The organism is Xylanimonas allomyrinae, assembly GCF_004135345.1.
GTDB classification, from domain to species: Bacteria; Actinomycetota; Actinomycetes; order Actinomycetales; family Cellulomonadaceae; genus Xylanimonas; species Xylanimonas allomyrinae.
This window is the reverse complement of the sequence record NZ_CP035495.1, coordinates 3,226,063-3,251,458: the sequence shown is the minus strand read 5'-3', so window position 1 is coordinate 3,251,458 and position 25,396 is coordinate 3,226,063. Positions and strand designations below refer to the sequence as shown.

The window sequence follows — 25,396 nt, the reverse complement described above, 5'->3', positions numbered from 1 at the left end:
GCTCGGCGACGCGGCGGGGCTCGGCCGGTCCGGGAGCGGGCGACGCCGCCTCGGGATCAGCCCGGCCCGAGCCGCGGCCCGGCCCGGGCGCGAGCGCCGGCCTCGCCTCCCGCCCATGCCGGGACGGCGGGCATCGGCCGCGTCACCACGACGCCGACGATGCCGCCGTCCTCGAGATCGCACGACGCGAGGGACGCGTGGTTGCGCACCGCCGCCTCACGGGCCGTGCCGCACGGGTCGAGACCGTCGCGGAGCGCGGTCGCACCCGCGAGCGCCGCGAGATCCGCGGCCCCCTGGGCGGCATCGCGCGTGACCTGAGCGGTGCCGAGCGTGGCGAGACCGAGGCCGAGCAGCAGCACGACCGCGGCGAGGCAAAGAACCAGCACGGTCCCGGCGCCGCGCTCGCCGTCTGCCGCGCGGAGTCGTGCATCGTCCTCCGGACGCTGCCCGCGCGGGCCCCCAGGGGCGCTGACGCGCACGCCGCCGGAGGGCCGAGGGGCGTTCACGGCTCGACCCACGCCGTCGCCCGCGCGGTGGCGCGCAGCGGGCCGTGCGCGAACCATCCGCCGCCGACCGGCCGCGAGACCTCGACCACTGCCCACGTTCCGTCTCGCTGGACCTCGGCTACCGCGCCCTCGCCTCCCACGGTCGCGACGAGCGCGCGCACCTGCGCCTCCTCCTGCCCGATCGCCAGCGCCCGCGCCCCGGCCCGGGCCGCGTCCAGCGCGCGAAGCTGCGCGCTGGACGCGGCCGTGAGGGCGAGCACCGCGACGAGCAGCAGAGCCACGACGGGTAGCCCGACGGCGAGCTCCGCGGTGACCGCGCCGCGTTCGGCGCAGCCTCCGGCGGGTGCGCGCCCCCGACCGTCTCGGGCCCGTGCCCTCGTCATGGCCTCACACCACCGACAGGGCGGTGGTGATGATGTTCTCCAGCAGTCCTCGCACCATGTCGCTCTTGAGGATCGCGATGAGCAGTCCGGCCAGGCCGACCGCTCCGATCGTCGCGACCGCGTACTCGGCCGTCGCCATGCCCGCCTCCGGCCCGGGGGCCGTCGTCTCCTCGTCCATGCCTTCCCCCTTTCGTTCGCACCGCGGCGCGTGGCCGCGGTGCCTACCTCGACCCGGCGTCTGCCGGGACGTCCTTGGTGGGCTGCCGTCACCTGCCGAGCAGCCCCACACCCAGCGCCAGCAGCACCGGTACGAGCCCGACCAGCACGAACGCCGGTAGGAAGCACGCGCCGAGCGGCAGCACCAGCCGCACGGCCAGCCGTCCCGCTGCGAGTCGCGCGGCGTCGCGGCGGGACCGCCGAAGCTCGTCGCTCGCCGCACGGAGGGCGGCGCCAGGTGCGGCGCCCTCCTCCCACGCCGGGCGCAGCGCATGCCCTACGACCTCGAGCCGTGGCGGCACGCCACCCCACGCCTCGGTCCAGGGGGCGCCCAGCCGCAGGCTCGCCGCGACGGCCCGCAGCGCGACGCCGTCGATCCCGCCGACGGCGTCACCCGTCGCCTGCAGCGCGCGCGGCACTCCCGCTCCGGCGCCCAGCGCGGCCCCGAGCAGCTCGAGCACGACCGTGACCTCGATGCCCAAGCCGTCGACGGCGTCGCGTGCGGCGGGCGGTGCGGCACCGAGCCGGGCGCATCGCCGTCTGGTAGCGGCGGACGCGAGCAGCCATGGCGTGGCGGCGGCCAGTCCTCCGGCCGCGGCGAGCACGACGGTGTTCACGCCTCGTCACCCGCCTTGCGGGCGGCCGCGACCAGCCGCCCGGTCCACCAGCGCCCGACCGCGAGCAGCACGAGCCCTCCGCACACGGCCGCCGTCCCGGCACCGCCGTCGGTCGCTGCGGCCCACGGGTCTGCGCCCAGCGCCCAGCCCAGCAGCACCCCCACTGCGGGGAGCCACCACAGCACCCGCGCGGTGGCCCTCGGACCCGCCAGCGCGGCTTCCCGCTCGGCATCGGCGTCGGCCTGCGCGGCGAGCGTGTCGGAGACCGCCTCGAGCACGCGCCCGAGCGGTGCCCCGACCGTGAGCGCCAGCCGGGTCGCGGCGGCGACGGCCCGTGCGGGCGACCGCCCGACGACATCGCCGAGCGCTTCTGCCTGGGGCACGCCGAGCGCGTCGACCGGGACGCCCGCCGCACGGGTCCACGCCGCGCCCGGCGGCGCTCCGGCCCGCAGCAGCGCCGCGACCTGCGCCACCACGACTCGGACGTCGCCCGGACCTACGGCTCTCCGCCAGGGCCACGTGCCGGCCCTGGACGCGGCCGCCCCGGTCGCGCTTCGGCGCGAACCACCACCGAGCGACGCGAGCCATCCTCGGCCCGCACCGGTGCCGCGTACCCCGGCCCGGCCGCCGCCCCGCCCGCCGAGCACCGCCGACGCGCGCCGCCCGCCTGCGCCGAGGGCCACCCGGACGGCGATCGCGACGGCGACACCGACGACGACGGCACCCCCCGCACCGCCGGCCGGCGGCACCCCGGCCCGCGCACCGAGGTCCGCCACCAGCCCCGCGGCAGGCCCGCACGCCGACCCGCCGATCAGCACATCGGTCAACCCGATCACGAGGACCACTGCCCGACCACGCGCTCCCAGGCGCACACGTCCACGACGCTCGCCTGGGAGCTCGCCCCGTCCCACCGCGCCGCCTCGCGCGCCTCGAACCCGGCACCGTCGCGCCCGACGACGCCGACCGCCGCCACGAACCGCCGCCCACCTTCGCGCCGCACGTGCAGCACGACGTCGACCGCCGCGACCGCCTGTGCCGCCACGGCCTCGCGCGGCATCCCGGCGAGCGCGGCGAGCGCCTCGAGCCGTGCCGGCACGTGCTCGACGGCGTTCGCGTGCACCGTGGCCATCCCGCCGTCGTGCCCGGTGTTCATCGCGAGCAGCACCTCGCGTACCTCGGCTCCGCGGCACTCGCCGACGACGATGCGGTCGGGTCTCATGCGCAGCGCCGCCCGTACCAGCTCGGTGAGCTCGACGGCTCCGGCGCCCTCGACGTTGGCCCGCCGCGTCACCAGGGGCACGACGTGCGGATGGGCGGGCGCGAGCTCGCGCGCCTCCTCCACGGTGACGAGCCGTTCGTCGTGCGGCACGAGTCCGAGCAGCGCCGCCAGCAGCGTCGTCTTGCCGGTGCCGGTCCCGCCCGAGATCAGCACGTTGGCACGCCCGGCGACGAGTCCCCGCAGCAGCGCTCTCCATCCCGGCGGCACGGCACCCCCGGCGGCGAGCGCGTCCAGGCTCAGGGACGACTGCCGCAGCACCCGCAGGGAGAGCGCCGCCCCGGCGGGCACGACGGGCTCGACGACGGCGTGCAGCCGCGTCCCGTCGGGAGCCGTCCGTCGCACACGGGCGCGGCGTCGTCGAGCCGCTGCCCGGCGAGTGCGGCGAGCCTGACGGCGAGCGACCGCACGGTCGCGGGCGTGCCGAGGTTCACGTCGGCGCGTTCGAGCCCGTGCCCGCGGTCGAGCCAGACGTCGTGCGGGCCGTTGACGAGCACGTCGGTGACTCCGGGCAGGTCGAGCAGCGGCTGGAGGGGCCCGGCCCCGGCGAGCTCGGCACGTGCGGCACGCGTCAGCTCACGCAGCGCGTCGGAGCCGAGCACGCGCCCGCTCGCGACGAGCGCCGCACCCACGGCCGCGTCGTCGACGTCGCGCGTGCCGAGCCGCCCGCGCACGTCGCCGAGCAGGCCGTGATCGAGCAGTCCGTGATCGAGCAGACTGAGGTCGCGCGGGCCGAGATCGCGCAGGCCGAGGTCGCGCGGCCCATCGTCGACGGCACTCATCGCGGGCTCCCCACGAGCGCCGTCGGCCCTGCCGCGAGCAGCTCCGCGACCCGCGCACCGGCGCGCCCGAGCCGCGTGCCCCGCCCGACTCGTGGCCCTTCGCCACGCTCGACGGCACCGGCGAGCGCCCGGTCCTCGCCGACCTGCGCGACGACGGGCAGCCCGGTCAGCCGCTCGACGTCGGTCGCCTCGACGCGGCCGGCACCCGGCCCGCGCAGCACGAGCCGCGCCCGCGCGCCGCCGGTGAGGCCGTCGAGCGCCCGCGCCACGGCGACCGCGCCGGCGGCCCCGGGCATCGACGCCGTGGTCACCACGACCACCTCGTCGGCGTCCGCGAGCAGCGCGCGCACCGCGGGCGTCCATGCGCCGGGCCGGGGCAGGTCGGCGACGACGGTCTCACCGGAGCGCAGCAGTGCGGCGCACACGTCGAGCACGACGTCGTCGTCGGGCGCGGCGGGCAGCAGCCGGGTCGTGGACAGCACCGGTACGGCGCCCCAGCGCGGCAGCGCCGCCAGAAGTCCGCGGCCGTCGACGTCGCCGCGTGCCCCGGTGAGCTCGGGCCAGCGGGCGCCGGGCTCGTCCTCGACGCCGAGCAGCACCTCGACGCCGGGCCCGCCCGCGTCGAGGTCGACGAGCACGCCGCGCCCGTGTGCCCGGCGGAGCCCGTGCGCGACCGCGGCGGCGACGCACGACGCCCCGGCGCCGCCGCGTGCTCCGACGACGGCGACCAGTGGTGTGGTTCGGTGTCCCATGCCGCGGACTCTTGCTCCCGGGACGGGAGCCGTGGGCCGGTCTCACCGCCGGTTGTGGACAAGCGAGAGGGACGGACCGCGGCCCGCCTCGCTCGCACCGCGCCGCGGCTCGGGACGACCCGCACGCCTCCCGCAGGACGAGGCCCGCCGAACGGGACCCGTCACACGCTGGCCCCGAGCAAGCCCGTGGCACGCAGCGCCTTCCCCTGGCGCACCGCCGGCAGGAAGCACAGCGCTCCCCGCACGCTGAACCCGCCTCCGACGACCATCGCGACCGGCGTCGAGACCGCCTGCGCCGTCCACCCCGGCGCGGGCGACGCCACCGCGCAGGCCGCGGCCCGAGCGCCCCGGCCCGGGCACCGCCGGCCCGCGGCCACGCGCCGCCCACGCGCCGCCCACGCGCCGACCTCGACCGCCGTCGGCCCGCCCGCGGCCCGGGAACCGCACCCCCCGGCTAGGCTCGGCCCGTGAGCCGTGTCGCCGCATTCTTCGACCTCGACAAGACGATCATCGCCACGAGCGCGTCGGCCGCTCTCTCCCGCCCGTTCTACGAGGGCGGTCTCGTCACCCGAGTCGACGTGCTGCGCACCGCGTACGCGCACTTCCTCTTCGTGGTGGGCAGTGCCGACGCCGACCAGACCGAGCGCATGCGCAAGCACCTGTCGGAGCTCGCGGCCGGGTGGGACGTCGACAAGGTCCGCCAGATCGTCGCCGAGACGGTGCACGACGTGATCGACCCCTACGTGTACGCCGAGGCCGTCGAGCTCATCGCCGAGCACCACGAGCTGGGTCACGACGTCGTGATCGTCTCGGCGTCGGGAGTCGAGCTGGTCGAGCCCATCGCCACGGTGCTGGGCGCCGACCACGTCGTCGCCACGCGCATGCGCGTCGCCGACGGCAAGTACACGGGCGAGATGGAGTTCTACGCCTACGGCGAGAACAAGGCGGTCGCGATCCGCGAGCTCGCGGGCAAGCACGGCTACGACCTTCAGCGGTCGTACGCCTACACCGACTCGATCACGGACGCCCCGATGCTCGACGCCGTCGGTCACGGGTTCGTGGTCAACCCCGACCGCACGCTGCGCCGGCTCGCCGCCGAACGCGGCTGGGGCGTGCTCGCGTTCTCGCGACCCGTCTCGCTGCGCACGACGCTGCGCCCGCCGACGCCGGTGCTCGGCGTGCTGGGCGTGCTGGCCGCCGCGGTGGCCGGGGTGCTGGTGTGGCGTGCGCTGCGGCGCCGCTGAGCCCCGTGCGCGTGGCCTCGGTCACGCGGCGTCGTCCCGCCTTGCGCAACCCGCTCCGCAGGAGTCTGATGGAGGTACAGCAACACCACGGCAGGGCACGGAACCCACGCCAAGGTAGTCCCCTTCAACGGACACTCCGGCGGGCCAGGTCCCGTGACGGAGCAGGACAAGGCGCCTGCTACCCGTGCCCTCCGGCGAGCGCGGCACCCGGTCGACACTGACTCCCGGGTGCCGCAATCGCGTGCCTTGCCCCCTCCGCACCGGCACCCCGACATTCCGCATTCCGACACCCGCATCCCGACACCGGCACCCCGCCTCCGGGGTGCCGGTCACCGCCAGGCGGCGCGCTGGTACTGCGGAGGCCAGGCGACGGCATCGCCGAGCTCGCGTGCGGCGCGCAGCGGCCAGTGCGGGTCGCGAAGCGCCGGGCGGCCCAGCAGCACCGCGTCCGCGGCACCGTCGCCGAGCACCTGCTCGGCCTGCTCGGCCGACGTGATGAGCCCGACGGCGGCAACCGCCAGCCCGGACAGCTCGCGCACACGCCGTGCGTGCGGCACCTGGTAGCCAGGCGCGACCGGGACCTGTGCCGGCACGAGCCCGCCCGTCGAGACGTCGACCAGGTCGACGCCGTGCGCCGCCAGGTCCTTGACCACCGCGGCGACGTCGTCGACGTGAAGGCCGCCGTCCGTCCAGTCGGTGGCCGAGACGCGCACGAACACCGGCTTGCCGTCGGGCCACACCGCTCGCACGGCGTCCGCGGTCTCGACCAGCAGCCGTGCCCGGTTCTCGGGGGTGCCGCCGTAGTCGTCGGTGCGCCGGTTGGTCAGTGGCGAGAGGAACTGGTGCAGCAGGTAGCCGTGCGCGGCGTGCAGCTCGACGACGTCGAACCCCGCCGCGTGCGCACGCCGGGCCGCTGCGGCGAACTGCCCGGGCACGGCCGCGATCTGCGCTGGGGTCATCGCCGCGGGCGCGGCGTAGCCGGGGAAGGCCACCTCGGTGGGGCCGAGGGTCGGCCATCCGCCCTCGGCCCGCGGCACGCTGCCCTGCACGGGCGACCAGGGGCGGAACACCGACGCCTTGCGGCCGGCGTGCGCGAGCTGCACGCCGATCGCGGCCCCCTGCTCGTGCACGAACCCGGTGATGCGGCGCCATGCGGCGACGTGCTCGTCGCCCCACAGGCCGACGTCCTGCGGGGAGATCCGTCCCTCGGGCACGACGGCGGTGGCCTCGGTGAGCAGCAGCCCGAACCCGCCGGCGGCGCGCGCACCCAGGTGGGCCAGGTGCCAGTCGTCGGGCAGGCCGTCGACCGCCGAGTACTGGCACATCGGCGCCAGCCACGCGCGGTTCGTCACGGTCAGGTCGCGCAGCCGCACGGGCTCGAAGAGCAGACTCACGATGACCCAGCCTAAGAACGGCGGCACGCCGCACACAGGCCGCAGGAGTGTGATCTCATCCCTCGATCGCTCAAGACCTGTGACCCCTGTCACCTGTGGGTCTACACTCGCGTCCGCGGCCCCGCGATGGAGCGGAGCCGCCCGCGACGAAGTTGGAGGTACCTCCGTTGACCACGCAACAACCCGAGGCCGGCGGCCTCGAGAACCTGCTCCACGAGACGCGCACCTTCCCGCCGGACCCCGCCTTCGTGGCGGCCGCGAACTACGGGCCCAGCCTGTACGACGACGCCAGCGCCGACCGGCTCGGGTTCTGGGCGAAGCAGGCACGCGAGCTGATCTCCTGGCGCACCCCGTTCACCCAGACGCTCGACTGGTCGGACGCCCCGGTCGCACGCTGGTTCGCCGACGGCACGCTCAACGCCGCGTACAACGCGGTGGACCGGCACGTCGAGGCGGGGCGCGGTGATCACGTCGCGATCCATTTCGAGGGCGAGCCGGGCGACAGTCGCACGGTGACCTACGCGGACCTGCAGCGCGACGTCGCCCGCGCCGCGAACGCGCTCGCGGCCCTGGGCGTCGGGAAGGGCGACCGCGTCGTCATCTACCTGCCGATGCTGGTCGAGTCGGTCGTCGCGATGCTGGCGTGCGCGCGCATCGGCGCGCCCCACTCCGTCGTCTTCGGCGGGTTCTCCGCCGACGCGCTGCGCAGCCGCATCGCCGACGCCGAGGCCTCGCTCGTCATCACGGCCGACGGCGGCTACCGCCGCGGCGTGCCCAGCGCGCTCAAGCCTGCGGTCGACGAGGCGCTCACGGGCGAGGGCACCGAGACGGTCAAGCACGTCCTCGTGGTGCGCCGCACGGGGCAGGAGACGGCGTGGACCGAGGGCCGCGACGTCTGGTGGCACGACGCCCTGGAGTCCGCCGACACCTTCCACGAGCCCGTGTGGGTTGACGCCGAGCACCCGCTGTTCATCCTGTACACCTCGGGCACGACGGGAAAGCCCAAGGGCATCCTCCACACGACGGGCGGCTACCTCACGCAGGCCGCGTACACGCACCGGGTCGTGTTCGACCTGAAGGACGACGACGTCTTCTGGTGCACGGCGGACATCGGCTGGGTCACCGGCCACTCGTACGTGGTCTACGGCCCGCTGACCAACGGCGGCACGCAGATCCTGTACGAAGGCACGCCCGACACCCCGCACCGCGGCCGCTGGTGGGAGATCATCGAGAAGCACAAGGTCTCGATCCTCTACACCGCCCCGACGGCGATCCGCACGTTCATGAAGTGGGGCGACGACGTGCCCGCCCAGTACGACCTGACGTCGCTGCGCGTGCTCGGCTCGGTGGGCGAGTCCATCAACCCCGAGGCGTGGATCTGGTACCGGCGCGTGATCGGCCGCGACACCACACCCATCGTCGACACCTGGTGGCAGACGGAGACGGGCGCCATCATGATCACCCCGCTCGCAGGCATCACCGCGACCAAGCCGGGGTCCGCGCAGGTGCCCGTGCCGGGCATCAGCGCCGACGTCGTCGACGACGAGGCGCACCCCGTCCCCAACGGCGGCGGCGGGTACCTGGTGCTGACGGAACCGTGGCCCGCGATGCTGCGCGGCATCTGGGGCGACCGCCAGCGCTACGAGGACACGTACTGGTCGCGGTTCCGCGGCCTGTACTTCGCGGGCGACGGCGCCAAGAAGGACGAGGACGGCGACATCTGGCTGCTCGGCCGCGTCGACGACGTCATGAACGTCTCGGGCCACCGCCTGTCGACCACGGAGATCGAGTCGGCGCTGGTGTCGCACGACGTCGTGGCCGAGGCCGCCGTCGTCGGCGCCTCGGACGACACGACCGGGCAGGCCGTCGTCGCGTTCGTGATCCTGCTCGGCGAGCACGCCGAGCGTGCCGCGACCCCCGAGGGTCGGACCGCGGTCGAGGCCGAGCTGCGCGACCACGTCGCCAAGGAGATCGGGCCGATCGCCAAGCCCAAGCGCATCCTCGTCGTGCCCGAGCTGCCGAAGACGCGCTCGGGCAAGATCATGCGCCGCCTGCTGCGTGACGTCGCCGAGAACCGCGCGGTCGGCGACTCGACGACGCTCGCGGACGCCTCGGTCATGGACCTGATCACGGCCGGACTCGGCACCGGCTCGGGCAGGTCCTGAGCGCCGTCCCCCCCACCCACAGCGCAGCCGAGGTCCAGGCCGTCGACCTGGACCTCGGCTGCGGCTCACGCTCCGCCGCGGCTCACGCGCGGCTGCCGTGCCGCCGGGCGCGGCGGCGCCTGGTGGTCTCGGCCAGCAGCGTCGACAGCGACATCACCAGCAGGCACCCTCCCGCCACCGTGTACGGCCGGGACCCCTTCGCCGTGTCCCCCGACAGGGGCAGGATCACGGGAGTCGTCACGTTCCGCACGGTGATGACCGCCGTGCCCTGGTCGACCACCGTGGTGACGGCCTGACCCTGGCGGTCCGCGTCGCGGAGCGACACCGCACCACTGTCGCTGACGTCGAAGCGCACCGGCTCCGCGAGGAGGGTGAAGCCGTCCGGCGCACGGGTCTCGGTCAGCCAGTAGGTGCCCGGGACGATGCCCGCGAGCTCGAACCTGCCGATCGTGCCCGGCACGGCCTGCACCGCCGGCTTCGTCACCTGCTCGCCCATCAGGCCGTCCTTGTCGACGTAGACCGCCCACTCGGAGCCCGAGATCGGCGCCGACCCGCCGAGGGACGAGCTCATCTTGAGGACTTCGATGCGTGCCGTGACCGTGTGCGTCGTCGTGCACGGGTCGCACGTGGTGGGCGGGGTGTCGCCCTCGCCGCGCCCGCCCGCGACGTTGTCGAGCTTCTTCGACCAGGCGCCGTCGTTCACCTTCACGGAGTAGCGCAGGACGCCGGTCTCGTCCTCGGCCAGGTCGAACGAGCCCGAGACGAGGCGCGCGCCGACGGGGTCGGCGACCTGAGTCGGCTGGCCACCGGCCACGGTCAGCGTGGCCGATCCCGCGACGAACGTGGCGTTCCCGAGGACTCCCTTGAGGTTGTCGTCCAGGACGATGCCCGCCATCCCCGTCCCGCGCCCCGTTGCGGTGACGGTGTAGGTGATGGTGTCCCCCGGGGAGACGTACGCGCCGGTCGCCGGGTCGGACGTCTTGGTCACGAAGAAGCTCCCCGTCACCGGGTGCTCGGTGCACAGCGGGTCGCCCGGCGCGCACGTGCTGCCAGGATCCTGACCCGTCACGACGACGACGTTGCGCACGACGCCGTCCGCGAACCCGGAGTCCTTGACCGTCACCCGGTAGGTGACGGTGCCCACGGTCGGCCCCGAGGCGCCTGCCGCGGCCAGCGTGCCGCCCACCTCGATCGCCGGCCCCTGGTCGGTCCATCGGGCCTGGAGCCCGTTGTTGGCCGAGATCGAGGAGCGGTCCACCACGGCGTCGTCGACGACGCCGGCCAGGTTGTCGGAGTACGTGGGAGTGACCGCGACGGCGCTGCGGTTGGTGAACGTGAGCGTGAACTGGATGACGCCGCCGGGATCGACCTTTGTCCCGTCCTCCGGGTTGGACGTCTTGACGACGTCGATCACCTCGGCGGGGTGGACCGTCTCGCCGCACAGTCCCGGCACGCAGGTCGGCGGCGGTACGGGAGTGTCCCCGGTGACGACGAACGCGAGGTTGCGCAGCTGCGCGCGGTCGCTCAGCTCGCTCGCCGGCTTGACCGTCGCGTCGTACGTGGTCACCACGCCCGATCCGATCGGCACCGCGGTTCCGACCCAGGAGTAGCCGTCCTTCGTGGATGCGACGGAGGCACGATTGCCGGTGCCGGGGTTGTTCGCCAGCGTGGACCAGTCGATGGTCGCCGAGGTTGCGACCGACGCGGCGGAGTCGGCGTAGCGCCCGCTCCAGGTGGTCGCGGGGATCCACGCGTCGCCGTCATTGCCCGTGGCCGGGAACTTGTACCTCACCGGGCTCGCGGTGATCTGGTAGGTGATCTTCGAACCGGGCTTGACGGCGGTGCCCGCAGCCGGTGTGGCCTCCTTGGCGATCGAGAACGCGGGAACCTCGAGCGTGGCCTGCCGGTTGACCGGCACGTTCGCCCAGTTGTCGATCGCGGCGAGGTTGCCCCACGTCCCGAAGGTGTTCCGACTGGCTAGCCCCCTGGGGTTCCAGACGTTCGGCCTGTCGGATTCCTCGACGATGCAGTCGCCCATGCCCCAGTAGTGGACACCCGGTGTGCTGTCGACGTTGGTTCCTGAGGTGGCACTCACCCGCGAGCACTTGCCGAGTCCGCTCCTCGTCTGGCTGTCGATCAGCGTGTCGTTCCACGAGACGTTCGTCCGGCCTGCCTGCGGGCCGTTGAGTCGCGTGACCTCCAGACCATTGGTGAGGATCTCGACGTCGAAGTCGGTGAAGTGAACCTCTCCTGTGGACGGTACGACGACGCGCACCGCCAGCGGCGTGGTCGGTGAGATGTCGTTGCGCCGTGCGTCCTTGCCGTCGAACGGAAGCCTGACCTGCTCGCCCGCGAGCACCTGGACGTCGAACACCCGGTCGAGGGGACCGTCGAACTGGCCGTCGTTGTTGACGTCGACCTGTACCACCGCCTGACCGTCGTGCTTGCTCACGCCGAAGGTGATGACTCCGGCACGCGACCCTTCGCCCGTGGGGGCGAACGTCAGGTTCGTCACGTTGATCTCTTGTGGTTCCGGAGGGCTCACGCGCAGCCACGTGGTCTTCATGGATCCCGTCGCCTTGTCGGGAACGGTCACGCTGGGGGGAAGGTCTTCGCTTGGCGGTTCGAAGAAGATCTTGTACGGCGTGAACCGACACTTCGTGTTGTCCGCAGGGATTCCGAGCTCGCCGTACTCCCCGGAGACATTCTTGGCGTCCCGGAGCTCCCTGTTCGGGATCGACAGGTGGGACGAGGTACAGCTGTCTCTGTTGACGGCCCCGTAGGCGTTCGCGACGAACCGCGAGTCGGCGCCGTTCAGGCCGCTTCGTTGGGTCTTGTAGGTGAACCCGTAGACCGACTGGTAGTAGAGCACGAGGTTCACACTGGTGTCTGCGCTGCTGCTGTACACGTCACGGAGCACGTAGTGCTCCGTCCAGACACGACCGGGGCGCGCCACCCCGCCCCTCTTCACCGTGATGTCCCAGTTGAGGGTGACATTGCCGAGCGTGTTGGAGGAGTTCTCGCGTGGCTTGAGCTCGATGCTGTAGACCCCCGGCGTACTCCTCTCCGGGGGGTAAAGGTGCAGGGCGAGCTGGTACTCAGGTCGACGTCGCACGTAAACACCACCGCGCCGCCGTTCTCAGGGCCTGCGACTTCGATCCTGCTGGTGTCACCCCAGCCGTTGTAGTCCCGTCCGGCCCGGTCGAACCGCACCGACAGGCTCTCGCCGGCGCCGACGTACGCGTACCAGGTCTGCGCGCCACGCACGGTGCTGTTCGCCGGGTTGCTCTCGGCGAACGCAGGAGGGGTCGTCTGCGTCAGGGCGATGAGTACGGCGGCCAGCACGCCGACGAGCAGCACAAGGATGCCCACCACCGCGATCCGCCGCCGCGCCGGTGGGCGACCTGCGGCGCGATGATGCCGCACGCCGGGCGGGACCCGATGGTCGCCGACTCGGCCCATCGCCGCTGCGACCGCGGCCGCACCGCGAGTGTTCCCGACAACCCGCCTCATGGTTCCTCCAGCGCCTCGACTACGTGACCGATCGTCGGCGGGCGTACCGAACGCCACGGCGCACGGCCCGGGAAATCACCCCTCGGTTCATCCCAGGACCTCGCGCGGCCCGGGTAGGGGACGATGGGCACATGCGCTTCGCCGTGCCGCTCCAGATCGGTCCGCTCTCGCCCATCGACGCCGACGCCGTCCGCACACTGGCCGAGACCACGTGCCAGGCCGACGGCGTTCCCCCCTGTCCGAGCAACCGCTGCTGCGCCTGGCGGCCGACGAGCCGTGGCTCACGCACGCCGTCGCACGCTCCAGGACCGGTGCCGTGACCGGGTACGCACAGATCGACCGCAGCGGGGGCACGGCGAGCGCCGAGATCGTCGTCCACCCCGAGCACCGCCGGGGCGGCCTCGGCCGGCTCCTGCTGCGCACGGCCGAGCGTGACGCCCGGCTGCCCCAGTTCAGTGGCACCCCAGGGCAGCGCGGCAAGGCCTTGCGCGTCTGGGCGCACGGGGACCTCGCTCCGGCGCGGGCCTTCGCCGCGAGCGCCGGCTACGTCGTCGTGCGTGAGCTGCTGTTCCTGACCAGGCCGCTGCCGGCCCCCGCACCGGCGCCGCTCCCCACCGGGTACGCGGTGCGTGCCTTCGTTCCCGGCCGGGACGACGACGCGTGGGTGGCCCTCAACGCGCGCGCGTTCGCCGCACATCCCGAGCAGGGACGCCTCACGGTCGCGGACCTGCGCGACCGTATGGCCGCGCCGTGGTTCGACCCGGAAGGCTTCCTTCTCCTGACCGGGCCCGACGGCGCGCTCGCGGGGTCGATCTGGACCAAGGTGACCGAGGGGCCGCAGGGTTCCGACGGAGAGATCTATGCCGTGGGCGTCGACCCGGCGCACCGTGGCCGCGGGCTGGGTGCGGCGCTGACGGGCGTCGGGCTGGCCTACCTGGCGCGGCACGCAGAACGTGCGGTGCTGTACGTGGACGGCGACAACTCGGCTGCAATCGCCGTCTACCGCGCGGCAGGCTTCATGCGAGAGACGGCCGATGTCCAGTATGGGCGCCCGAACGATGCCATGATCTAGGCATGAGCACGCCAGAGATCCGGGTCCGTGACGACCGCGGGCGCTTCGCCCGTACCATCGACCCCGAGCTCGCGGCGCACATCGCCGAACACATCGCGGAGGACTCGAGCGCCGACGACGGCGGCGACGCCGCCCAGGACGCGCTCCCGCCCCTGCCCGAGGACAGGTTCGCCGACCGCGAGCTGAGCTGGCTGGCGTTCAACGAGCGTGTGCTGGAGCTCGCGGAGGACGCGGACCTGCCGCTGCTGGAGCGGCTGCGGTTCCTGGCGATCTTCGCCTCGAACCTCGACGAGTTCTTCATGGTGCGGGTCGCGGGCCTCAAGCGGCGCATCGCGATCGGCATCGCGGTGACGGCGGCGTCGGGGTCGTCGCCGCACGAGGTCCTCGCCGGGATCAGCCGGCACGCGCACCGGCTCATGTCCCGGCACGCCAAGGTGTTCGCACAGGACGTGCAGCCCGCCCTCATGGCCGAGGGCATCACGATCGTCCACTGGGACGACCTGGAGACGCGCGAGCAGGACCGCCTGCACAAGTTCTTCCGCAAGCAGATCTTCCCGGTGCTCACGCCGCTGGCGGTCGACCCCGCGCACCCGTTCCCGTACATCTCGGGGCTGTCGCTCAACCTGGCCGTGGTGGTGCTCAACCCGCTGACGGGCAAGGAGCACTTCGCGCGCGTCAAGGTGCCGCCGCTGCTGCCGCGGTTCATCGCGGTGGACGAGCGGGGACGCCCGAGCGACCCGTCGTCGGGAGGCGCAGCACAGCGGCCGACGTCGTTCGTGCCGCTCGAGGAGGTCATCGCCCGCCACCTCGACCACCTGTTCCCCGGCATGGAGGTCGTCGAGTCGCACACGTTCCGCGTGACGCGCAACGAGGACCTCGAGGTCGAGGAGGACGACGCCGAGAACCTTCTCAAGGCCATGGAGAAGGAGCTGCTGCGGCGCCGGTTCGGCCCGCCGGTGCGCCTCGAGCTGGCCGAGGGCATCAGCCCCCGCATCCGGGACCTGCTGGTGCGCGAGCTCGGCGTCTCGCCCGAGGAGGTCTACCTGCTGCCGGCACCGCTCGACCTGACGGGCCTCAACGTCATCGCCGACGTGGAGCGGCAGGCCCTGCACTACCCGTCGTTCGTCCCGACGACGCACCGCCAGCTCGCCGAGGTCGAGTCGGCCACGCCGACCAACGTCTTCGAGGCGATCAAGCGCCGGGACGTGCTGCTGCACCACCCCTACGACTCGTTCTCGACGTCGGTGCAGACGTTCCTCGAGCAGGCGGCAGCCGACCCGAGGGTTCTCGCGATCAAGCAGACGCTCTACCGCACGAGCGGCGACTCGCCCATCGTCGACGCGCTCATCGACGCCGCCGACGCCGGCAAGCAGGTGCTCGCGCTGGTCGAGATCAAGGCGCGGTTCGACGAGCAGGCCAACATCTCGTGGGCCCGCAAGCTCGAAGAGGCGGGCGTCCACGTCGTCTACGGCATCGTGGGCCTCAAGACCCACGCCAAGCTCTCGCTGGTGGTGCGGCAGGAAGCGGACGGGCTGCGACGCTACTGCCACGTCGGCACGGGCAACTACCACCCCAAGACCGCCCGCCTGTACACCGACCACGGCCTGCTGACGTGCGACCCGGACGTCGGCCAGGACCTGACCCGGCTGTTCAACCAGCTCTCGGGGTACGCGCCGCAGTCGCGGTTCCACCGCCTGCTCGTCGCGCCGCGCACCGTCCGCTCGGGACTCATCGAACGCATCGAACGTGAGGCCGCGGCAGCGCGCGCCGGCCACGAGGCGTGGGTCAAGATCAAGGTCAACTCCGCGGTCGACGAGGCGACGATCGACGCGCTGTATCGCGCGTCGCAGGCCGGTGTCCAGGTCGACCTCGTGGTGCGTGGCATCTGCGCGCTGCGCCCCGGCGTGCCGGGCCTGAGCGAGAACATCCGCGTCCACTCGATCCTGGGCCGGTTCCTGGAGCACTCGCGCATCTTCGCGTTCGCCAACGCGGCAGGGCCGGCGATCGGCGAGGGTCCCGAGACCGGGCCGGAGGTCTTCATCGGCTCGGCCGACCTCATGCACCGCAACCTCGACCGTCGAGTCGAGGCGCTCGTGCGCATCACCGACGAAGGTCACGTCGCCGAGCTGCTCGACCTGCTCGAGGTCTCGGCCTCCGACCAGACGTCCTCGTGGCACCTCGGCCCCGACGGCGCCTGGACCCGGCACCACAAGGACGCCGAGGGCAAGCAGCTCGCCGACCTGCAGGCCGTGCTCGTGCGCCGTCATCGCCGGCGCAGGGACCAGAGCCGGTGACGGCACGCGTCCCAGCGGTCCAGACGGCGGGGGGCCTCGTCTGGCGTGTACGTGACGAGAAGCTCCAGGTGCAGCTCGTCCACCGCCCGCGCTACGACGACTGGTCGTGGCCCAAGGGCAAGCTCGAGCCCGGCGAGTCCCACCAGGTGGCCGCCGTCCGCGAGGTGGCCGAGGAGACGTCGAAGCCCGTCGTGCTCGGCATGCCGCTGCCCGGCCTGCGCTACCGGATGCCCGACGGCCGGTGGAAGACCGTCTCGTACTGGGCTGCGCACCGCGCCCGGCCGGAACGCCACCGGCACGCCCTCGCCGCCCGGCAGACCGTGCCGCCGGCGTCACCCGAGGAGATCGACAAGGTCTGCTGGCTCGACGCCACCGACGCGGTCGCCCGCCTGACGCGCCGCGCCGACCGCAAGCCGCTCGCCGCACTCGTCGAAGAGTTCGAGCAGGGCCGGCTCGCGACGCACGCCGTCGTCATCGCGCGGCACGGCCGCGCCCTGCCCCGCGCGGCCTGGCACGGCGAGGAGCTGGGCCGGCCGCTGACGCCCATCGGGTACGCGCACGCCGCGGCCCTCGTCCCGGTGCTCGCCTCCTACGGGGTCAGCCGCGTCGTCAGCTCCCGCTGGGAACGATGCGCCGCGACCGTGGCACCGTACGTCAAGGCCGCCGAGCTGCGGCCCTGGTACAGCGAGCACCTGACCGAGACGCAGCACGAGCAGTCACCGGCCCGCGTCGCGCGCACCGTCCGCCAGCTCCTGGAGACCCCGCGATCCTCGGTGCTGTGCACGCACCGGCCCGTCCTGCCGACCGTGCTCGACGTGCTGGGCCAGCACTCGCGCCGCAGCGTGGCCGACCAGCTCCCGCCGCAGGACCCGTTCCTCGAGCCAGGCGAGCTCCTGGTCGCCCACGTGACGCACACGCCCAAGGGCCCGCGCGTCGTCGCCGTCGAACGGGTCACGCCTCCGCTGAGCTGAGCGGCGACGCGGTCACCACATCGTCACCAGCAAGGTGGCGAACGCCGCGACGGCCGCCGCGGCCGGAATGGTGAGCACCCACGCGATCGCGATGTTCTTCGCCACCCCCCAGCGCACGGCCGAGAGACGGCGCGTCGCGCCGACGCCCATGATCGCCGACGTGATGGTGTGCGTCGTCGAGACAGGCGCATGCAGCACGAACGCGTTGAGATAGAGCACCGTCGCGGACACCGACTCGGCCACGAAGCCACGCGCCGGATCGAGCTCGATGATGCGGCGCCCGAGCGTCCGCATGATGCGCCACCCGCCCGAATAGGTGCCGAGCGAGATCGCGGCCGCGGCAGCGAGCTTGACCCACAGCGGGATGCCGTCCGCGGGATCGGCCCAGCCGACCGAGATGAGCGCGAGGTAGATGACGCCCATCGTCTTCTGCGCGTCCTGCAGGCCGTGGCCGAGGGCCATGGCCGCCGCCGACGCCGTCTGCGCGATACGGAACCGGCGATGCGCGCGGGCCGGGGCCGCATTACGGAACAGCCACAGCAGCCCGATCATCACCGCGAACGCGAGCACGAAGCCCACCAGGGGCGAGACGACCATGGGCAGCACGACCTTGTCGAGGATCGCACGCCAGAAGATCGGCAGACCCCCGCGAGCCCCGCCCCCACGAGCCCGCCGATGAGCGAGTGCGTCGACGACGACGGCAGCCCGAACCACCACGTGATGAGGTTCCACACGATCGCCCCCACGAGCGCGCACAGCACCACCCGCAGCTCCACGGTGGTCGAGGCGTGGTCGAGCGCGACGATCGACTTCGCGATCGTCTCCGCGACGGCGGTCCCGAGGAGCGCCCCCGCGAAGTTCATGACCGCGGCCATCATCAGGGCGAGACGCGGCGTCAGCGCACGCGTCGAGACCGAGGTCGCGATGGCGTTCGCGGCATCGTGGAAGCCGTTGGTGTAGTCGAAGCCGAGTGCGAGCGCCACCACGAGGACGACGAGTGCTGCCTCCACGCGTCAGGACTCCTTGAGCGCGATCGTCTCGACGAGCGTCGCGACGCGCTCGAAGCCGTCGCACGCGTCCTCGAGCACGTCGACGATCTCCTTGAGCTTGATCAGCGTGATCGCGTCCGTCGTCTCCTCGAAGAGGTGGGCCAGCAGCTTGCGGTGCAGCCGGTCGGCCTGGTGCTCCAGCAGGTGGATCTCGGTCCAGTACTCGCGCAGCTCCTCCATGGTCCGCAGTCGCGGCATGGCGTCGTGCGTGAGCTCGGCGCACCGTTGCAGCACCTGCACGACCTCGGGGACGCGGCGCGGCAGCTCCTCGACCTTGTACAGGACGATGAGGTCGCAGGCCTCCTCCATCGCGTCGATGATGTCGTCGAGCGCGTTGGCGAGGCCGTAGATGTCGTCGCGGTCGAACGGGGTCACGAACGTCTGGTTGAGACGCATCGTGATCTCGTGGGCGACCGCGTCGGCCTCGTGCTCGACCTGGACGAACCGTGCAGCGATCTCCTTGCGCCCGGCCTTGTCCGCGCCGAGCAGCTCGGCGAGCAGCCCCACCCCGGTGACGACATGCCCGGCGAGCGTGGTGAAGAGATCGAAGTAGGTGGTGTCGCGCGGGGTCAGACGCAAGCGCACGTCAGCTCTCCAGTCGGAGGAAGTCGAAGGTGAAGCGGGGGCGAACACAGGGTAAATGCCCCGCGCTCCAGGGGCACGCTCCACGACGCGCTGGCGCCGACCGTCGTCCGAGCGAGACAGTTCCTCGGCCGCTGTCACGAGGAGCGCGACGCCGGACCGGGAAGCGCCTCTCGGCGCGTGGCCGCTCGTAGCGGCTGAAGATGGAGCCCGGGGCAACCTCGGCCCGACGTCGCCCCTGCATTCTAGTCGAGCATGCCGGCACGCCAGTACCCGGCAGCCTGCTCCAGCTCCTCGGCCGTGCGCAGCAGTCCCGACGCCCCGCGGGTCATGCGGTCGGCGCCGCCGGGGTCTGCGGCCTCGCGGGCGTCGGCGTCGAAGGCGGCACCCGTGGCGAGGATGCGGCAGAACGCGGCGGCGCGTTCGAGCGCGACGGCGAGGTCGCCCGCGAAGACGCCCGAGAGCACGGCGTCGGCGAGCGCCCGCAGGTCCGCCGGCTCCGGCGGGCGGGGAACGCCTGCGACCGCCTCGTGCACGGGCGCGGCACCGGCTCCGAGGCGGTAGCGCAGTCCCACCGTCTGCGGGTCGCGCAGCACCCATTCCCGCAACGAGTACAGGCGCCACAGCGCCCCGGGGAGCGTGACGGGCGCGGCGTCGGACCACAGGGCGGCGACGGCGTCGAGCCCTTCGGTCTCGACGAGTCTCACGAGCCGCTCGACGACTACGGGGTCCTCCGAGGCGCGCGCCCTGCTCACGACGGCGCGAGCTGTGGTGTGCGCCACCTCGTCGCGCAGAGCGGGATCGCTCGGGTCCGCGAGGCTCTCGGCGTCACGCGGGTCGAGACGGGCAGGGCGGCGGAAGCGGGGCTCGCTCATGTCGTCCAGTGTGCCCGCCAGGCGCTCCGTCCGGGTTCCCCCCATAGTTGCTTGCTGCAAGCACTTGGGGTTATTGTTGCGCTCAGCAACTAAGGAGTGTTCGTGATCGCACACGCAGCGGCCACCTCGGCCGCCCCGCAGCACCGCTCCCAGCCCCCCGCCGAGGACCTCTTCTCCGCGCTCGAGGAGCTGGCGCGCGCCCAGCGCGAGGCCGGGCTGCACCTGGCACGCCGACTCGACTGGCCACGCGCCGGCCTCGGCGTCGTCCGCCTGCTCTCGACATGCGGCCCCGTCCAGCTCACCGACGTCGCCGCCAAGCTCCGCGTGGACGTGTCGGTCGCCAGCCGGCAGGTCAGCCAGCTCGTCGACGCCGGGTACGTGCGCCGCACCGTGGACGCCGCCGACCGGCGGGTCCGCGTGCTCGAGCTCACCGAGCAGGGCGAGGCGCTCACCGAGCAGCTCGCGGTGCAGTTCGCCGAGATGCTCGGGGGGGCGTTCACCCTCTGGTCGCCCGCGGAGATCGCCCAGGCCTCGCACCAGGTGCGCCGCGTCGCCCAGGCGATCACCAGCGCGCACGACGCCCCGCTCGACGCCGCCCTCGAACCTCCCCTCACCGCCACTGACGAAGAAGGCACTCACTGATGTCATCCACCACCACCGCGACGGCCACGCCGGCGGCGATGACCCACCGGGAGGTCCTCGAGGCTCTCTCGGGATCATCCTCGGCATGTTCGTCGCCCTCCTCGCGGCGACCATCACGTCCTCCTCGATGCCACGCATCGTCGCGGACCTGGGCGGTTCGCAAAGCTCGTACACCTGGGTCGTGACCGCCACGCTGCTCGCCCAGACGGTCTCCACCCCCCTGTGGGGCAAGTTCGCCGACCTGTTCGGACGCAAGTCGCTCGTCCAGATCGCCCTGGTCATCACCGTCGTCTCGGCCGCGGCCGCCGGGTTCTCGCAGAACATCGGCATGCTCATCGCGTGCCGTGCCGTCCAGGGCCTGGGCGCCGGCGGCCTCATGGCGCTCGCCACGGTGCTCGTCGCCGACATCGTCTCGCCGCGTGAGCGCGGGCGGTACATGGGCATCATGGGCGGCGTCATGGCGGTGTCGCAGGTGGGCGGCCCGCTGCTCGGCGGCGTCATCACCGACTCCGCGCTCGGCTGGCGCTGGAACTTCTTCGTCGGCATCCCGTTCGCCGTCGCCGCGATCATCGTGCTGCAGAAGACGCTGCACCTGCCTGCACGCCCGCGCAAGGTCGTCCGCGTCGACTACTGGGGCGCCGCGCTCATCTCGATCGGCGTCTCGCTGCTGCTCCTGTGGGTCACCTTCGCGGGCAACGAGTTCGACTGGGCATCGTGGCAGACGGCGCTCATGATCGCCGCAGCGGTGGCGAGCCTCGTCGCGGCCATCGTCGTCGAGACCAAGGTCGACGAGCCGATCATCCCGATGCACCTGTTCGCCAACCGCACGTTCGTGCTCTCCGTCGTCGCCTCGATCGCCGTGGGCGTCGCGATGTTCGGCACCGCGGTGTTCCTGTCGCAGTACCTGCAGCTCTCGCGCGGCAAGACGCCGACCCAGTCCGGCCTGCTCACCATCCCCATGGTCGTCGGCACGATGCTCGCGGGCATCGTGCTCGGCCAGATCATCTCCCGCACCGGCCGCTACAAGGCGATCATGGTGGGCGGCGGCGTCGTCCTCATCGGCGCACTGGTGGGCATGAGCACCATCGACGCGCACACGAGCTTCGTGCTCATCAGCATCTACCTGTTCGGCCTGGGCCTGTCGGTCGGTGCGCTCATGCAGAACCTGGTGCTGGCGGTGCAGAACACGCTGGCCGTCCACGAGATGGGCACCGGCACCGCGACCGTCGCGTTCTTCCGGTCGCTGGGCGGCGCCATCGGCGTCTCGGCCCTGGGCGCCGTGCTGGCCAGCCAGGTCAAGAACGACCTGCTGACCGGGCTCGCGACCCTCGGCATCCCCGCCGACGCGCTCGGCGGCAGCTCCTCGGCCGTGCCCGACATGTCGACCCTGCCGGGCCCGGTCCGCACGATCGTCGAGAACGCCTACGCCGACGGCATCTCCGAGATCTTCCTCATCGCCGTGCCGATGGCCGTGATCGCGCTCGTCGCGACGCTGTTCATCAAGGAGGTCCCCTGGGCAAGCGCTCCGGCATCGAGATGGTGCTCGCGGAGCAGGACAAGGCCGACGCCGCACCCGCGACCACCGTCGCCGCCCCGGACGCCGGCAAGGAGGCGGTGCTCGCGAGCGTCGCCGGGCGCGCGGACGACGCCGGAGCCGCGTCCCGCTGATCCGATCGGCGCCGACGGCGAGGCCGGGGCACCCCAGCACGGGGCGCCCCGGCCTCGCCGTTTGCGGCCTGCCGCCTACCGTCCCGCCTGTTCAGGGGCGATGATGGGCGCATGACGCATGCCATCACGGCGCCCGACCCGTCGAGCGACCCCTTCAGCGCTCTCGAGCGCGAGCTGCGCATCCTGGTGCGCCGGGCCGCGTCGTCCTCGGCGCAGATCGCCCTGGTCGTCCACCCCGAGCTCGATGCGAGCGCCTACCCGCTGCTCGCCCACATCCACATGCATCCCGGCACGCGCGGGTCCGACCTCGCCGCACACTTCGGTGTCGGCAGGGCCACCGTGTCGCGGCAGCTCTCGCGGCTCGCGGACCTCGGCCTCATCCAGCGCGAGGTCGACCCTGACGACACGCGCGGCCAGCTCATCACGCTCACGCGCGACGGCGAAGCACGCTTCGCCGCCGCGCGTGACGGGCGCATCGACGCGCTCGGGCGGGCCCTCTCGGAGTGGAACCAGGACGACGTCGCGACCCTCGCGACGCTGCTGCGCCGCTACTCCGAGGACTGGGTGCGCTGGCGCGACACCCATGACGACCCTGCCTCGGCGCGCTAGCCCTCCTGCTCCTCGAAGGTCAGGCTGACCGAGTTCATGCAGAACCGGTCACCTGTCGGAGTCTGGGGCGCGTCGTCGAAGACGTGCCCCAGGTGGGAGCCGCAGCGGGCGCACCGTACCTCGGTGCGGATCATGCCCAGGCTGCGGTCCTCGATGAGCTCGACACGATCGCCGGCGAGCGGGCTGTAGAAGCTCGGCCAGCCACAGCGCGAGTCGAACTTGGTCTCCGAACGGAACAGCTCGTTGCTGCAGGCCCGGCACCGGTAGATGCCGACCCGCTTCTCGTCGAGCAGCGCCCCCGTCCAGGGACGCTCCGTGCCCGCCTGGCGCAGGACGGCGTACTCGCTCGGGGAGAGATCAGCCCTCCACTGGTCGTTCGTCTTGGTCACTTCGTACTGCTTTGTCATTTCTCACCTCCGAGGGCGTGAACAACGAAGGGGGCATTCTGGTTCCCGTGAACGTGAGCGGAGTGAAAGACGTGCTCGCGCGCATCTGGGAGGCGGCGACGTCACCGGTGCCGGCGCCCGCGCAGGAAGTGGTGCTCGCGGCGGGGCTCGTCGCGCTCGCCGTCGTGCTCGTGGGGCCGGTGTGGCGCACGGCGCGGCATGTCATCACCATCGCGCACGAGGGCGCTCACGCCCTCGTCGCCACCCTCGCCGGGCGGCGCCTGGACGCGATCCGGCTCCATTCCGACACCTCGGGCCTGACGATCACGGCGGGGCGCCCGCGCGGGTTCGGCATGGTCGCGACGACGTTCGCGGGGTACGTCGGCCCCGGCCTCGTGGGGCTCGGTGCGGCGTGGCTGCTGCGCGCGGGCTACGCCGTCGGGCTGCTGTGGCTGCTGGTGGTGATGCTGGCGCTCGTGCTGTTCAAGATCCGCAACCTGTTCGGGCTGTGGTCGGTGCTCGTGGCCGGCGTCGGGCTCGTGCTCGTGTCGTGGTTCCTCGACGAGCCGGCACAGGCCGCCGTGGCCTACGTGGTCACGTGGTTTCTGCTGCTGGGCGCGGTACGGCCCGTGTTCGAGCTCCAGGCGCAGCGCGCCCGGCGAGCCGCACGGCAGTCCGATGCGGACCAGCTCGCGCGGCTCACCGGGCTGCCGGGCCTGGTGTGGGTGGCCGTGTTCCTCGTGGTCACCGTGGGCGCCCTGGTGCTGGGCGCCGTGTGGATCGTGGGTCCGCTCAGCCTGTGACGGCGCCGCGGCCCTGGCTCGCGCCCGGGCGACGACGACGGCGCGACCGCGAGCGCGACTGCGGCGACCGCTGCTCCTCGGTCTGCTGACCCGAGGACTGCGGCGGCCGGGTCGCCTGCGCCCGGGTCTGCTGCGGGCGGGCCTGCTGGGTCCGGGCCTGCTGCGGGCGGGCCTGCTGGGTCCGGGCTTGCTGGGTCCGGCCCTGGCCCTGGCGCGTCTGCTGGGCCGGGGCGGCCTGCGGGCGCGGGGCGACCGGCGCGAGCACCGTCCCGACGAGAGCCGCGACAGTCGCGTCGCCCGGAACCACGGGGCGCGGGCGCACGCTGATCTTCGCCTTGCGCGTCAGGTCGGCCACGTCGCCACGCTGCTCGGGAAGCATGATCGTGACGACGTCCCCACCCGACCCGGCACGAGCCGTGCGGCCCGAGCGGTGCAGGTACGCCTTGTGCTCGGCCGGCGGGTCCACGTGGACCACGAGCTCGACGTCGTCGACGTGGATGCCGCGCGCCGCGATGTCGGTCGCCACCAGCACGCGCACCGCACCCGAGGTGAACGCCGCGAGGTTGCGCTCACGCGCGCCCTGGCCGAGGTTGCCGTGCAGGTCGACGGCGGGCACGCCCGCCGCGGTGAGCTGCTTGGCGAGCTTCTTGGCGTGGTGCTTGGTGCGGGTGAACAGCACCCGGCGCCCGGTTCCCGCGGCGAGCTGCTGGACGACGTCGCGCTTGGCGGCCGCGTCCGCGACGGCCAGCACGTGGTGGGTCATCTGGGGCGGCGGCGCGGCGGCGTCGTCGACCGAGTGCGTGACGGGCTGGTGCAGGTACCGCTTGACCAGCACGTCGACGCCGTTGTCGAGCGTCGCCGAGAACAGCAGGCGCTGCGTGCGCTGCGGCGTGCGGTCCAGGATGCGCTTGACGCCGGGCAGGAACCCGAGATCGGCCATGTGATCGGCCTCGTCGAGCACCGTGATCTCGATCGCGTCGAGCGTGAGCAGCTTCTGGTTGAGCAGGTCCTCGAGGCGGCCGGGGCACGCGACGAGGATGTCGACACCCGCGTCGAGCGCGGCGACCTGGCGTGACTGCGCGACGCCGCCGAACACCGTCGTGGTGCGCAGGCCGAGGGTCGCGGCGAGCGGCGCCGTCGTCGCATCGATCTGCAGCGCGAGCTCACGCGTCGGGGCGAGGATCAGCGCACGCGGGCGGCGCGGGGCGCGGCGGCCGCCGGCGAGGCGGGTGACGACGGGCAGGGCGAACGCGATGGTCTTGCCCGAGCCGGTACGGCCGCGGCCGAGCACGTCCTTGCCGGACAGGGAGTCGGGCAGCGAGGCCGACTGGATCGGGAACGGCTCGGTGATCCCGCGCTCCGCGAGGGAGTCGACAACGGGCATGGGCAGGCCGAAGGAAGAGAAGTTCATGGTGCCTTTCGTGGGCACGGCGCGAGGCGCCGGTCGTGGGTCGCCGCGCGCGCTCCCCTGGGGGGCGATCTCCACGACGTCGGCGCCGGTAGATGCGGGCGCCTGGTCCAGTGTCTCATCTTCGTGCGCCGGCACCGACCGCCCGGTCCACGGGACGAGACGCCGCGATCCCGGCACACCGCCCGT

Annotated in this window: 24 protein-coding genes and 1 pseudogene; 9 read left to right on the top strand and 16 right to left on the bottom strand. The window is 73.0% G+C overall.

Annotation, left to right across the window (positions count from 1 at the left end):
* Positions 1-56: 56 nt before the first annotated feature.
* From ET495_RS14650 to ET495_RS17800, 9 genes are all read right to left on the bottom strand, one after another.
* Positions 57-563, bottom strand: coding sequence for an Rv3654c family TadE-like protein (locus ET495_RS14650; protein WP_129205396.1), 507 nt, complete (start codon positions 561-563; stop codon positions 57-59).
* Positions 503-889 (bottom strand): TadE family type IV pilus minor pilin, encoded by a 387-nt coding sequence (locus tag ET495_RS14645; RefSeq protein WP_129205395.1) that lies wholly within the window; start codon positions 887-889, stop codon positions 503-505. Before ET495_RS14645 ends, ET495_RS14650 begins: the two co-directional genes overlap by 61 nt.
* Positions 890-893: 4 nt before the next feature.
* Entirely contained in the window at positions 894-1,067 is a 174-nt protein-coding gene (locus ET495_RS14640; RefSeq protein WP_129205394.1) for a DUF4244 domain-containing protein, read from the bottom strand.
* A gap of 88 nt (positions 1,068-1,155) precedes the next feature.
* Positions 1,156-1,722, bottom strand: a complete 567-nt coding sequence (locus tag ET495_RS14635; RefSeq protein ID WP_245993110.1) for a type II secretion system F family protein — start codon at positions 1,720-1,722, stop codon at positions 1,156-1,158.
* Complete coding sequence (locus tag ET495_RS14630; protein WP_245993108.1) at positions 1,719-2,558, bottom strand: type II secretion system F family protein; 840 nt, start codon at positions 2,556-2,558, stop codon at positions 1,719-1,721. The genes ET495_RS14635 and ET495_RS14630 overlap by 4 nt, the downstream gene beginning before the upstream one ends.
* Positions 2,555-3,343, bottom strand: a complete 789-nt coding sequence (locus tag ET495_RS14625; protein WP_484455993.1) for an ATPase, T2SS/T4P/T4SS family — start codon at positions 3,341-3,343, stop codon at positions 2,555-2,557. The genes ET495_RS14630 and ET495_RS14625 overlap by 4 nt, the downstream gene beginning before the upstream one ends.
* Positions 3,238-3,780, bottom strand: a complete 543-nt coding sequence (locus ET495_RS19825; RefSeq protein ID WP_484455992.1) for a hypothetical protein — start codon at positions 3,778-3,780, stop codon at positions 3,238-3,240. Before ET495_RS19825 ends, ET495_RS14625 begins: the two co-directional genes overlap by 106 nt.
* Positions 3,777-4,532 carry a CpaE-like family protein gene (locus ET495_RS14620; protein WP_211340857.1) on the bottom strand — a complete coding sequence of 252 codons (756 nt, stop codon included), beginning with the start codon at positions 4,530-4,532 and terminating at the stop codon, positions 3,777-3,779. The genes ET495_RS19825 and ET495_RS14620 overlap by 4 nt, the downstream gene beginning before the upstream one ends.
* A gap of 161 nt (positions 4,533-4,693) precedes the next feature.
* Positions 4,694-4,855, bottom strand: a complete 162-nt coding sequence (locus ET495_RS17800; protein WP_162616502.1) for a hypothetical protein — start codon at positions 4,853-4,855, stop codon at positions 4,694-4,696.
* Between the two features lie 144 nt (positions 4,856-4,999).
* On the opposite strand from ET495_RS17800, the gene ET495_RS14615 reads away from it, so the two are divergent.
* Entirely contained in the window at positions 5,000-5,776 is a 777-nt protein-coding gene (locus tag ET495_RS14615; protein ID WP_129205393.1) for an HAD family hydrolase, read from the top strand.
* A 329-nt stretch (positions 5,777-6,105) separates the two neighbouring features.
* On the opposite strand, the gene ET495_RS14610 is transcribed toward ET495_RS14615, so the two are convergent.
* Positions 6,106-7,170, bottom strand: coding sequence for an NADH:flavin oxidoreductase/NADH oxidase (locus ET495_RS14610; RefSeq protein ID WP_129205392.1), 1,065 nt, complete (start codon positions 7,168-7,170; stop codon positions 6,106-6,108).
* Positions 7,171-7,337: 167 nt separating this feature from the next.
* Here ET495_RS14610 and acs point away from each other — a divergent pair, with 167 nt between their 5' ends.
* Positions 7,338-9,335, top strand: a complete 1,998-nt coding sequence (gene acs, locus ET495_RS14605; protein ID WP_211340856.1) for an acetate--CoA ligase — start codon at positions 7,338-7,340, stop codon at positions 9,333-9,335.
* A gap of 82 nt (positions 9,336-9,417) precedes the next feature.
* Here the strand turns inward: acs and ET495_RS14600 are convergent, their stop codons facing one another.
* A complete protein-coding gene (locus ET495_RS14600) occupies positions 9,418-12,450 on the bottom strand; it encodes a DUF7927 domain-containing protein (RefSeq protein WP_129205390.1) in 3,033 nt (1,010 codons plus the stop codon).
* Positions 12,451-13,059: 609 nt separating this feature from the next.
* Here ET495_RS14600 and mshD point away from each other — a divergent pair.
* The 3 genes from mshD to ET495_RS14585 are packed head-to-tail and all read left to right on the top strand — an operon-like array spanning position 13,060 to position 17,185.
* The gene (gene mshD / locus ET495_RS14595) at positions 13,060-13,920 is read left to right on the top strand and encodes a mycothiol synthase (RefSeq protein ID WP_245993107.1); all 861 of its coding nucleotides are present in this window, start codon (positions 13,060-13,062) and stop codon (positions 13,918-13,920) included.
* Between the two features lie 2 nt (positions 13,921-13,922).
* Positions 13,923-16,214 (top strand): RNA degradosome polyphosphate kinase, encoded by a 2,292-nt coding sequence (locus ET495_RS14590; RefSeq protein ID WP_129205389.1) that lies wholly within the window; start codon positions 13,923-13,925, stop codon positions 16,212-16,214.
* Entirely contained in the window at positions 16,211-17,185 is a 975-nt protein-coding gene (locus tag ET495_RS14585; protein WP_129205388.1) for an NUDIX hydrolase, read from the top strand. Before ET495_RS14590 ends, ET495_RS14585 begins: the two co-directional genes overlap by 4 nt.
* Positions 17,186-17,197: 12 nt before the next feature.
* Here the strand turns inward: ET495_RS14585 and ET495_RS14580 are convergent.
* The 3 genes and pseudogenes from ET495_RS14580 to ET495_RS14570 all read right to left on the bottom strand — a co-directional run bounded on the left by ET495_RS14580 (position 17,198) and on the right by ET495_RS14570 (position 19,691).
* Positions 17,198-18,195 (bottom strand): annotated as a pseudogene (locus ET495_RS14580) (anion permease).
* Positions 18,196-18,198: 3 nt separating this feature from the next.
* Positions 18,199-18,819 (bottom strand): DUF47 domain-containing protein, encoded by a 621-nt coding sequence (locus ET495_RS14575; protein ID WP_129205387.1) that lies wholly within the window; start codon positions 18,817-18,819, stop codon positions 18,199-18,201.
* 242 nt (positions 18,820-19,061) lie between these two features.
* Entirely contained in the window at positions 19,062-19,691 is a 630-nt protein-coding gene (locus tag ET495_RS14570) for a hypothetical protein (RefSeq protein ID WP_129205386.1), read from the bottom strand.
* 102 nt (positions 19,692-19,793) lie between these two features.
* Here ET495_RS14570 and ET495_RS14565 point away from each other — a divergent pair, with 102 nt between their 5' ends.
* The 3 genes from ET495_RS14565 to ET495_RS14555 all read left to right on the top strand — a co-directional run bounded on the left by ET495_RS14565 (position 19,794) and on the right by ET495_RS14555 (position 22,610).
* On the top strand, positions 19,794-20,333 hold the full coding sequence (locus ET495_RS14565) for a MarR family winged helix-turn-helix transcriptional regulator (RefSeq protein ID WP_245993105.1): 540 nt from the start codon (positions 19,794-19,796) through the stop codon (positions 20,331-20,333).
* An 85-nt stretch (positions 20,334-20,418) separates the two neighbouring features.
* Positions 20,419-22,116: an MDR family MFS transporter gene (locus tag ET495_RS14560; RefSeq protein ID WP_245993104.1), complete on the top strand. Its 1,698-nt coding sequence runs from the start codon at positions 20,419-20,421 to the stop codon at positions 22,114-22,116.
* On the top strand, positions 22,113-22,610 hold the full coding sequence (locus tag ET495_RS14555) for a MarR family winged helix-turn-helix transcriptional regulator (protein WP_129205385.1): 498 nt from the start codon (positions 22,113-22,115) through the stop codon (positions 22,608-22,610). Before ET495_RS14560 ends, ET495_RS14555 begins: the two co-directional genes overlap by 4 nt.
* Here ET495_RS14555 and msrB read toward each other — a convergent pair.
* Positions 22,607-23,017 (bottom strand): peptide-methionine (R)-S-oxide reductase MsrB, encoded by a 411-nt coding sequence (msrB, locus tag ET495_RS14550; RefSeq protein ID WP_129205384.1) that lies wholly within the window; start codon positions 23,015-23,017, stop codon positions 22,607-22,609. The genes ET495_RS14555 and msrB overlap by 4 nt on opposite strands.
* Positions 23,018-23,055: 38 nt before the next feature.
* On the opposite strand from msrB, the gene ET495_RS14545 reads away from it, so the two are divergent.
* The gene (locus ET495_RS14545; RefSeq protein WP_129206063.1) at positions 23,056-23,799 is read left to right on the top strand and encodes a M50 family metallopeptidase; all 744 of its coding nucleotides are present in this window, start codon (positions 23,056-23,058) and stop codon (positions 23,797-23,799) included.
* Here ET495_RS14545 and ET495_RS14540 read toward each other — a convergent pair.
* Positions 23,789-25,210, bottom strand: coding sequence for a DEAD/DEAH box helicase (locus ET495_RS14540; protein ID WP_129205383.1), 1,422 nt, complete (start codon positions 25,208-25,210; stop codon positions 23,789-23,791). The two genes, ET495_RS14545 and ET495_RS14540, sit on opposite strands and share 11 nt — an antisense overlap.
* Positions 25,211-25,396: the final 186 nt, after the last annotated feature.